Annotated in this window: 8 protein-coding genes; 6 read left to right on the top strand and 2 right to left on the bottom strand. The window is 35.7% G+C overall.

Annotation, left to right across the window (positions count from 1 at the left end):
• Positions 1-453 precede the first annotated feature (453 nt).
• A complete protein-coding gene (gene porV / locus LC115_04335) occupies positions 454-1,572 on the bottom strand; it encodes a type IX secretion system outer membrane channel protein PorV (GenBank protein MCZ2355909.1) in 1,119 nt (372 codons plus the stop codon).
• 388 nt (positions 1,573-1,960) lie between these two features.
• Between porV and LC115_04340 the strand changes: the two genes are divergently transcribed.
• Both LC115_04340 and LC115_04345 read left to right on the top strand, forming a co-directional pair.
• The gene (locus LC115_04340; GenBank protein ID MCZ2355910.1) at positions 1,961-3,034 is read left to right on the top strand and encodes an LptF/LptG family permease; all 1,074 of its coding nucleotides are present in this window, start codon (positions 1,961-1,963) and stop codon (positions 3,032-3,034) included.
• 31 nt (positions 3,035-3,065) lie between these two features.
• Positions 3,066-4,286 carry an HD domain-containing protein gene (locus LC115_04345; protein ID MCZ2355911.1) on the top strand — a complete coding sequence of 407 codons (1,221 nt, stop codon included), beginning with the start codon at positions 3,066-3,068 and terminating at the stop codon, positions 4,284-4,286.
• A 14-nt stretch (positions 4,287-4,300) separates the two neighbouring features.
• Here the strand turns inward: LC115_04345 and LC115_04350 are convergent, their stop codons facing one another.
• Positions 4,301-4,693 (bottom strand): hypothetical protein, encoded by a 393-nt coding sequence (locus tag LC115_04350; GenBank protein ID MCZ2355912.1) that lies wholly within the window; start codon positions 4,691-4,693, stop codon positions 4,301-4,303.
• Positions 4,694-4,984: 291 nt separating this feature from the next.
• Between LC115_04350 and LC115_04355 the strand changes: the two genes are divergently transcribed.
• From LC115_04355 to LC115_04370, 4 genes are all read left to right on the top strand, one after another.
• A complete protein-coding gene (locus LC115_04355) occupies positions 4,985-5,575 on the top strand; it encodes a TetR/AcrR family transcriptional regulator (GenBank protein ID MCZ2355913.1) in 591 nt (196 codons plus the stop codon).
• 21 nt (positions 5,576-5,596) lie between these two features.
• Positions 5,597-6,931 carry a TolC family protein gene (locus LC115_04360; GenBank protein ID MCZ2355914.1) on the top strand — a complete coding sequence of 445 codons (1,335 nt, stop codon included), beginning with the start codon at positions 5,597-5,599 and terminating at the stop codon, positions 6,929-6,931.
• Positions 6,932-7,049: 118 nt separating this feature from the next.
• Positions 7,050-8,006: an efflux RND transporter periplasmic adaptor subunit gene (locus LC115_04365; protein MCZ2355915.1), complete on the top strand. Its 957-nt coding sequence runs from the start codon at positions 7,050-7,052 to the stop codon at positions 8,004-8,006.
• 11 nt (positions 8,007-8,017) lie between these two features.
• Complete coding sequence (locus LC115_04370) at positions 8,018-11,128, top strand: efflux RND transporter permease subunit (protein MCZ2355916.1); 3,111 nt, start codon at positions 8,018-8,020, stop codon at positions 11,126-11,128.
• Positions 11,129-11,350: the final 222 nt, after the last annotated feature.

Consider the following 11,350-nt stretch of genomic DNA (forward strand, 5'->3'; position numbering starts at 1 on the left):
CCAAAACAAATGTCGCTCAACGCAGCGCTTGACCTAATTTTGTCTAAGATACGCTTGGGCTTTGCGCCGGCTGCGGTTCGCACCGCTCGCCGTTCCGGCTATAACGTCGCCCAACAAAACACTTGACAAAATTAGATCCCAAGAAAAAAATAAAGCTACCAATTAGTAGATTCATTTGTGAAATTACCGATATTATGCTACTTTTAACCTCAGACAAATATTGATTTTTGTTTGAGGTTTTCACAGATAAATATACTAAAAATCAATATCTTATCCAATTTATAAACACTTAATCTATTGATAAATAGCTGTTTAGGTTAAAAATCACCAAGGTATTAATAATTGAAACCCTGTCTTTTATGCTTTTGAAAGTCAAAAAGAAATAGTAATACAAAACTATCGGATAGTTGGATTCTGTTTCTTTTAGAGATTTAAAAGCACAAGTCAGTTAGATTATTCAAAATCAAATGCTAATGAAAAGCGAAGGGTATTTTGTAGCGGGTGATTTTGAAGCAGAGATGCCAGATAAGCAAAGTCTAAGGTAAATACACGGAATTTTAATCCGGCTCCTAATGTGATAAACTTTCGGCCACCTTTTAATGGATCTTCATAAAAGTAGCCGGCTCGTACCGCAAATAAGTTGTTATACATATACTCAGCACCCAATGAAACGTTTATTTCGCTCACTTCTTCGGAGAATTTTCTGTCACTAAAGCTGCTAAAAATACCGGTCATAAGAGGTACTTGGGTTTGCCCACCTGCGGAGGGTACTAATAATTTGTTGAAATCATTAGTAAATGTAAAGGCGTTGTATTCGTCAATATTTGCTTTTAAGGCGTAGCCGATTTTTAGGTTGGTTGGGATAAAGTCTTTTCTGGCTGTATTTGAATAGGTTACTTTGGCACCGATATTAGAAATGTTCATTCCGAAGCGGAAGTTCATGGGAAGTGCTTTTCCACCTGATTTTATTTGGAAGTCTTTGGTATAGAACACATTCATGTCGCCGGCAATAGATTGGGCGGGTTGTAAAGATCCCATAGAAGTTACCATAGAGCCTGCAAGGTTTGAGCGTATGTAGCGTAATGCTGTTCCGGCTGCTAAATGTTCGGTTATTTTATGGGAGTAAGCGAGGGAAAAAGCAAATTCATTAGCGTTAAAGCTACCGATATTTTGGCCTTGCTCATTTGTAAATTGGATTTCGCCCAACGAAAAATAGGTTATTGCGGCACCGATAACTCCGCCTTTTTCACCTAAGTTTAGGTATCCGGGGATAAAACCGTGGTTAATATCGGGAATGTTTAAAGCGCGTAGCCAAGGGGTATAATTGACAGCAAAGCCGGCCTTTTTTTGTGAAAAAGCTAATATAGACGGGTTCCAATAGATAGCATTTGCGTTATCGGCAATGGCTACGCCTGCTTCGCTCAATGCGCCGCTTTTAGCGTCCGGGCAAATCGTAAGAAATGGAACAGCCGTTGTGATTGCCGTAATCGTATCCGAACCGGATGTGGTTTGTGCTATTAGCGAAACCGAGCATAAATACATTGACACAAGCAGCCAAAAAGTGCGCTTCATAGTGTTTAGAGAAAATTGTAATGTAGAAAACTGTAGAATACCCTCTCCCAAAATACAAAAGTACAAGTTTTTCAATCCATATAAACGAATCCGAATGCTTTTTTTGTACATAAACACACAAATAATGTTAATAACTGCTTATTTAGCTTAAAACTATAACGTTATAACCACTTAAAAATATCTGTTATCGTCTGATTATCAATAGTTTTTAAAAACAGTCTTTGTAGAGAATAGTAAAGATTAGACTTAGAAGCTGGCTTAGAGCTACCATGAGAAAACAATTAATTTTTTAGGTGTTCAACAAAAAAATGTGCAGTTTTGCCTCATAAATCGTGTAAGTTTTGACTACCACGCTCCCTACTTCTGAACCTTTGATTGCGGAAAAACCGTGAAAATCATAGATAAATATATCGTTAGGCAATTTATAAGTACTTTTTTGTTTATGGTACTTATCTTGATTTTGGTTACGCTCGTAATAGATTTTGCCGAGAAGGTGGACGACTTTATCGAGAAAAAAGCTCCCCTAAAAGCCGTCATTTTTGACTATTATATGAATTTTATCCCATTTATAGTCAATTTATTAAGCCCAATTTGTGTTTTTATGGCGGTTATATTTTTTACCGCAAACTTAACCCAACGCAGTGAAATCATTGCGATGCTTTCCGGAGGTATCAGTTTATATCGCCTGTTAATGCCCTATTTAGCTGTCGCCACTGTATTGGCAATCGGCTCTTTTTTTCTAAATGCCTACGTTGTACCTATATCTACAACTAAAAGAATTGATTTTGAATACCGATACGTTAAAAACTACAGACTCTTTGACCAACGAAATATTCATAAGAAGATTGGTAATAATTTATTTTTGTATTTGTATTCATACAACCAATATACCAAAGAGGGGGTCTGGTTTTGTTCAGAATATATTGAAGGTCAGGATGTAAAAAAAATACTGCGTGCTGAAAAAATCCAATGGGATTCTACCCGAAATCATTGGCATTTAGGGTCAGTTTCTGTTAGGTCAGTTCAGGGTGGAAAAGAACAATTGACGTTCTATCCATCTTTAGACACTAATATAAATTTGACCCCTGATGATATTTATCAGCGCGAGAATATAACGAAGAGTTTGGATTTAGACCAACTTGCTCAATACATTAACCGTGAAAAATCACGAGATTCGGATTTTTTAGAATCATTAATTTTGGAAAAGTATGAGCGTTTTGCCTTTCCTTGTGCTGCTCCTATCTTAACGGTTATTGGTGTGGCGTTATCTACCCGAAAACGCAGAGGCGGAATTGCATTACAACTTGGAATCGGTTTATTATTAAGTTTTTGCTATATTTTTCTACTATTTTCCGGCAGGCTGATTTTAGCAGATTCTTTTCCACTTTGGCTAAGTGTGTGGCTTCCTAATATTACTTTTGCTGTATTAGGCGGTTGGTTGATTTACAAAGCTCCTAAATAAATTTATCTAATTAATTCTTAATGTGTCTTGGATGGCGAAGCTCAAGATTTTTAATGATCCTGTTCATGGTTTTATAGAAGTTGGCGAGCCTATTTTGCTTTCGCTGATAGACCACCCCTATTTGCAGCGTCTTCGGCGGATACGTCAGTTGGCATTTACTTCTTGGGTTTACCCTGGTGCAGTTCATACTCGTTTTAACCATGTTTTAGGGGCAATGCACTTGACACGCACCGCCTTAGAAACACTTCGAAATAAAGGTATCAAGCTGACTGATAGTGAGTTTGAAGCAACTTTGATAGCTATACTGCTGCATGACTTAGGGCATCCACCTTTTTCTCACGCCTTAGAGCGCGTTCTGCTGCCACATTTTCACCACGAAGAATTATCCAAAGCACTTATCCAAAATCTAAATAACCACTATTTTAACCAAGAGCTGACGTTAGCACTACAGATTTTTTCAAAACAATATTCCCGTCCCTTTTTGCACCAATTGGTTTCCAGCCAGTTAGATATGGATAGAATGGATTATCTCATGCGGGATAGCTTCTTCACGGGAGTCTCCGAAGGAATTGTGGGCACAGAAAGAATTATCAAAACATTAACAGTTGTAAATGAACAGCTTGTAGTGGAGGAAAAAGGAATTTATTCTGTTGAAAAATTCATTATTGCCAGAAGGCTGATGTATTGGCAAGTATATTTGCACAAAGCGGTATTAGCGTCTGAAAAAATGCTGGTAAATATGGTTCGCAGAGCTAAAGAAATCTTTCTCCAAAACAAACCGATATGGACAAATGAGTCCCTTAGTTTTTTCTTTTTACTTCCTCAAAATCAACGAATTGAACTAACTGATGAGGTTTTAGCACACTATACTGCCTTAGATGATGAAGATATTCTTTACGCCATAAAGCAATGGCAACACCATCCAGACAGGATACTAAGTGAATTAGCTAATCGTCTTTTAAACAGGAGGTTACTGAAACTTAGATTTCAGAATCATCCTATTACGCCTACCGAAATTGCTGGACTTCAAGCAAAATTTGCTCAAAAAAACAATTTAGCTCCTAACCTTGCTGATTTTTTTGTATTCGCCGGCGAAGCCTCTAATTTAGCATACCTAAATTCTGACGAAGAACCTATCTTAATCCTCACCAAGTCCGGCAGCCTAACCAATATCGCTACTGCCTCAGATATATCTAATATCGAGGCATTAGCTAAAAAGGTCGTTAAATATTATATCTGCATGCCGGAATAAACCGTATAGAACGGTTATTGTGCCTTTCTGAATAAATATCGGGTTAGAAATATGCCATTTGAGGCATCTTTCCCCCCAGGGCTTTGTACTCCGGCGGTTATATAATGTAATTCCCAGCCCTCTTGCTCCATAGCATTGATTTTCTCAACAATCTTTTTATCATTTTTAGTGATATTCCCAAAGTTGATACCAACCATACTATAAAAATTCTCTATATCTGATTCTACCGTGTTTCCGTTATCCATTGTAGTCATCATTCGGGAGCGGCCTAATCCGCCGGGTATAATTGACTCTACCACAGTAACGTTTGCATAAACGTATTTTGCAGGTGCCGGGCGAAAAGCCCACAATGCCCCCATCGCAGCAAAAACAAGTGCCGCTATTATTCCATACTTCTTCATAATCATACAGTTCAAAAAGTACACAAAGATATATTTTTTGGGATTATGGTTTAAAAAGTACAATATATCTTTTTCATAATTGATAATTGTGTCTCTGTCCTGAAATAGGTTTACACTTTTGGGTGTAAGCCTATTTCAGGACGAGGCAAAGGCTATTCCTCGACTACGATAAAATTACGGCCTAAAATTGTTAGCGAAGTATTTTTCAGAATAGATTGATAATTTTGGTTGTAAGTTTAAAAAAATCACTCTATCTTTGCGAGTGAATACTAACTAACAAAATTTAAAATTAGAAGTATGCAACAAGAATTTACAGACAGACAAATTGAGATAATGGAAGCTGCAACAAATAGAATTTCAAAATTTGGAATTCAAAATTTGACTATTAAAACATTAGCTGAAGACATAGGTTTGTCTGAATCTGCTTTGTATCGCCACTTCAAAAGCAAGAATGAAATCTTATTGAGTTTGTTGGAGTATTTCAAAACCGAAATGAAAACTCGTATTCAGTCTATTTCTTTTAAACCAACGGACACAGCAGGAGATAAATTGAGAGCCATCTTCAATTCTCAATTGCAAACCTTTACCAATAAACCAGCTATTGTAAGTGTCATTTTTGCTGAAAGTATTTTTCATTTTGATGAAAGCCTGAGTAACAAGGTTTCCGAAATAATGGATATGATGCAAGTATATGTAAATACAAATATTGAAGAAGGTCAGAAAACGGGTGCTTACAATAAATTAATTGGTTCTTCTACATTGACTACAATTATTATTGGAGGAATGAGAATGACTGTATTAAAATGGAAACTTTCCAAACATAAATCAAACTTAGTAAAAGATGGAAAAACCGTTTTGGAAGGAATATTAAAAATGATCAAAAAATAAACTAAAAAAATTTACCTTATTATGTTAGTGAATACTCACAAACTTATTTTTATTCTACTGATGATTTTCGGATGGAATACTGGTCAGGCACAGGAAGTCTGGACCTTGAAACAATGTATTGATACCGCACAAGTTTACAACAAAACCCTGCAAATCAATAGAAATAATATCATTATTAGTGAACAAAGGAAAAAAGAAGCTCAAGCCAATCTTATTCCGAAAGTTATAGCTAATGCCGATTACAAATATTTTATGGAATTGCCAACACAGTTAATGCCGATGAATGCACTCAATCCGCAAGTACCAGAAGGACAATTTAGAAACTTGCAATTTGGCGTGCCACATAACATTAATGCAAATGTACAATTAGCAATGCCCTTGTATAATCCGCAAGTGTATGGAGCAATTGACAACACAAAAATCGCCAGCGAATTAACGCAACTCCAATTTCAAAAATCGGAAGAACAGGTTTTATACGACATTACTACGCTGTATTACAATGCTCAAATTCTGAAACATCAAATTGATTTTTTGGAAAGTAATCTGATAAATACACAAAAACTATTGAAGAATATGGAACTGTTGAAAGAGCAGTTATTGGCAAAGGGAACAGATGTAAGTAAGGTTAAATTACAAGCAGAACAGTTGGCTACACAAAGAGAAAATGTGTACAATAAATACATTTCAATTTTGAATGCTTTGAAGCTGAATATCGGCATTCCATTGGAACAAAATATTACCGTTGTTCCTGAAATTGAACAGCATACTTTAATAGAAAACAATACAGTAAACATTTTGGATTTGAAAATAATTCAAACACAAAACAAACTTTTAAATAGCGAATTAAGTACACTGAACAAATCACGGTTTCTGCCCTCGTTGAATTTAATTGCTTCCTACGGAACAACAGGTTTTGGTTACGATAAAACGCCAAACGATTTTCTGAAATTCTACCCGGTAAGTTTTGCAGGAATACAGATGAGTTATCCCTTATTCAACGGAACAGTAACTCAAAGAAAAATCAATCAAAAGAAATTAGATATTTCTAACAATGAATTGCAATCCAAATTGATTTTTGAAAAGAATACGATGGAAATTGAAAATGCAACCCGACGACGAAACACGGCACAATCTACCATTACCAATACAGAAAATCAAATCATTTTGGCAAAAGATATTTATGAAAAAACAGCGTTGCAACAAAAGCAAGGAACGGCAACATTGACGGATGTTTTGTTAGCGGATAATGCACTTCGTGAAGCACAGCAAAATTACTTGTCGGCTGTTGTGGATTATCTGAAGGCAGATTTGGAGATTAAAAAGCTAACAGGGTCAATTAAGTCAATTAAAAATTAATAAACACGAATTAAAAATAATAGAAATGAAAAAGTTAATATGGATAATCATTGGTGCTGCTATTGTGAGTTTAGTAGTATTTAAACTCGTAAGTAGCAAAAAAACTACCGAAGGAAAGGTGTATCAGTTTGATAAAGAAAAACCTATTTCGGTTGAAGTGGATACCATTCGTTTAAAACCTTTAAGTGAAGAAAATGCTTTTACAGGCACATTTGAACCTAACAAGGAAACTAAAATTAGTGTAGAAACACAAGGAAAAATAAACTCCATTTTAGTAGATGTAGGCGATATTGTTCAGCAAGGACAAACACTTATTCAGTTAGACAATTCATTATTGAAACTGCAACTACAAACGGTTCAAGTTCAGATTGAGGGATTGGAAGATGATGTAAAACGCTATACGATTTTAACACAAGCAGATGCTGTGCAAGGTGTACAATTGGACAAAGCACAGTTGGGTTTAAAATCTGCAAAAGTGCAAAAAGCGACTATTCAGGAGCAAATCAATAAAACCACCATCAAAGCACCTTTTAATGGTGTTGTAACAGCAAAATTAAGTGAAGTTGGTGCATTTGCAGCACCTGGAGTTCCGTTGTTGCAAATTACAGATATAAGCACTTTACGCTTTACCGTAAATGTTTCTGAAAATAATTTAGCTCAGTTCCAAAACAATCAAACTTATCAAATTAGAACTGATGTATATCCTGATATTTCTCTTTCTGGGAAAATAACAATGATTGGAAGCAAAGCCAATATGGGCAATAGTTTTCCTGTGCAGTTTCAGGTTACTAATACAAAAAACTTAACTATAAAATCGGGAATGTTTGGTAAGGTAAATTTTGGAGAAAGCACACAAGAAAAAGGCATTCTCATTCCGTCTTCTGCTATTATTGAAGAAAACGGAAAAACAAAAGTGTATCTGATAAAAAGCGGAAAAGCTGTTTTGCAAACGATAACGACATCAAGAAATATTGGCAATAAAACGATTGTATCAAGTGGATTAAATGAAAACGACATCATTGTAACAAACGGTTTTATCAATCTGTTTGACGGAGCTAACATTAATCAAAAATAAAATCAGCAAAGATGAATATTACAGAAATATCAATCAAACGCCCATCGCTGATTATCGTGCTTTTCAGTGTATTTGCCCTATTGGGAATTATCGGCTACAAAAATTTGAGCTATGAACTAATGCCCGATTTTAATCAGCCTGTTGTGGTAATTAGAACGGTTTATCCCGGTGCAGAGCCAAACGAGGTGGAAACTTCTGTTTCCCGAAAAATTGAAGATGCTCTTTCCAATTTGGAGGGTGTCGATTATTTGGTTACGAAGTCTTTGCCAAATGCTTCTATCATCATTGCCAACTTGAAATATGGAACAGATTTGGACAAAACAATGCAGGATGCTCAACGCTACATTGATAACATCCGTAAAGATTTACCCAAAGATATTTTAAGCCCTGTAATGAGCAAGGTTTCACCAAACGATTTACCAATTATGTCGGTAAGTGCGACAAGTAGTTTGAAACCTACCGAGTTTTATCAAAAAATGAAAGACGATTATTTACCACAAGTCCAACAACTAAAAGGCGTTGCGGAAATAACTATTTTGGGAGGAGAAGAAAGGGAAATTCAAATCAAAATAGATAAAGAGAAATTGAAACTCTACAAACTTTCTTTGGTTCAAGTGGTGGAAGCTGTAAACCGTTCTGGTATTGATTTACCCGCGGGAAAATTACAAACCGATACCGAAAATAATTCAGTGCGTTTGGTAGGAAAATTCAACTCCGTAAATGACATTCAAAATGTACAAGTGACAATGCCTTTTCAAAATAGTCCAGTGTATGTAAAAGATATAGCAGAAGTAACGGACGGAATTAAAGAAATTACCTCTTTTAGTCGTTTTAATGGAAAAGCAGGAATTGGTTTAATGATAAAAAAACAAGGAGATGCCAATGCCGTTGATGTGTCAAAATTAATTAGAGAAAAATTTCATTCTATTGAAAAACAAAATGCCAATACCAATATGAAATTTGTAATTACGGACGATAGCACAGACAACACCATTGCAGCTGTTAATTCAGTGGTGTTTGATTTGATTTTAGCCGTGATTTTAGTGTCCTTGGTAATGTTACTTTTCTTACGAAGTTTCAGAAATTCACTGATTGTTTTGGTTGCCATTCCTACTTCCTTAATTACCGCCTTTGCTGTAATGTGGTTGTTGGGTTATACTTTAAACTTGATGACTTTACTCGCTATGTCTTTAATCATCGGTATTTTGGTGGACGATGCAACTGTGGTTTTAGAAAACATCCAACGCCATTTGGATATGGGCAAAGAAAAAGGAGCAGCAGCAATGGACGGACGAATGGAGATCGGATTTTCTGCACTGTCTATTACCTTGGTTGATGTCGTGGTGTTTTTGCCAATTTTATTTTTACAGGTTTTTGTTGCCGATATGCTCAAACAGTTTTCTGTTGTGGTTATCACTTCAACACTTACGAGTTTATTGGTAGGTTTTACTTTAACACCTTGGTTGGCTTCACGCATCGGAAAAAAAGAAGATTTACAACCAAGCAATTTCTTTAATCGTTTCTTGCTTTGGTTTGAAAAACAGTTGGATAAATTCATCAATTGGTACGGGAAAACATTGAATTGGGTTTTAAATCACAAATTGATTTTCACAGGATTTGTTTTGCTTTTGTTTGTTGGAACAGCAGTAATGATGAAACAGGGAATTATCGGAAAAGAACTAATTTCAACTGGCGACCAAGGAAAATTTAGATTTGTATTAGAGTTTGATAAAAGCACTTCCATTCAAAAAAATAATTTGATTTCCGAGAAAATTGAAAATTATATTTTGAAACAACCCGAAGTTGCAACTATTTTCAGCAATGTAGGTGGACCAAGTACAGGTATTGGGAGTTTGGGAGTTGGCTCTGCTAATAAAACTGAATTTACAATTCAATTAAAAATTAAAAATGACGAATTACGAGAGGCAGGAATTGAGAAAGTTCCGACAGAACAATTCATGCGGAAATTGAGAGATGATTTACAGAAAGATTATTCTGGCATCAATTTTTCAATGATGGCTTTAGGCTTAATTCCTCGTTCTGCACCAATAGAAATTACATTAAGCGGAAGCAACTTAAATCAGGTAATGCAATCAGGCAATGATTTAAAATCAGTTATTGAAAAAATTCCCGGTGCAGATAATGTTCGTTTGTCTGTGGAAGCAGGAAGTCCTGAATTAAAAGTAATTCCCTACAAAGATAAAATGCAACGATTAGGTTTAAACACTGCTTATGTAGGAATGAATTTGCGTACTGCTTTTACTGGTAATGATGATGCTACCTTAACCGAAAACGGAACAGAATATCCTGTAAGGATTTGGTTGGATAATTTTAGTCGTAAAAATGAAGACGATGTAAAACAACTCAAAATTGTAAATCTAATGGGCATTCCAATTGAAGTTTCACAATTTGCCACTATTGAACGAGATAATTCACCCTCGCTTTTAGAGCGAAAAGACCGCCAACCGGCTGTAACATTAACTGCCGATGCATTGGGAAGACCGTCGGGAACAGTTGCTGATGAAGTAGTGGCTTACATCAAATACAATCCATTACCTGACGGGATTTCAATGACTTGGGGAAGTGACATCAAACGACAAAACGATAGTTTCGGGGCATTGGGTTCGGTATTGATGATTTCATTCTTACTGATTTATTTAATTATGGTGGCATTATACGACAGTTACATTTATCCGTTTGTGGCATTATTCGCCATTCCTGTTGCAGCAATCGGGGCATTTTTAGCATTGAATTTATCGTTGAGCAATTTAAGTTTATTCGCTTTGCTTGGATTGATTATGTTAATGGGATTAGTAACAAAAAATTCCATTTTAATTGTGGACTTTACCAACCAACTGAAAGCAGAAGGCAAACATTACAAAGAAGCATTGGTTACAGCAGGAAAAGAACGAATTCGACCAATTTTGATGACAACTTTATCCATGGCAATCGGAATGTTACCCATCGCCTTAGCCAGCGGAACAGCAGCCGAATGGAAAAACGGTTTGGCGTGGGTAATTATCGGAGGTTTGCTTTCTTCATTGGCATTGACGGTTTATTTAGTACCGATGGTTTATGATGTGGTAGACTCTCTGAAATTAAAAATTAAAAGTGAAAAGTGAAAAGTGTGAAATTAATTCTGTTGTTCTTTGGGAGCATTGTGTTATCGTCATTTAAAGCAATAGAATAAAACACTTTTTCGTTGGTAGTTGAAATTGAAAATCTACGAAATTCAAAAGGTATCGTTTTATACAATAAAGACGGTTCAATACCCGATGAGCATTATAAGAACTACTGTTATGTTAATCGTAAATTAACGGATAAAGTCTTCTGAGTTTTTGCCT

This window comes from Bacteroidia bacterium, assembly GCA_026932145.1.
Lineage (GTDB): Bacteria > Bacteroidota > Bacteroidia > J057 > JAIXKT01 > JAIXKT01.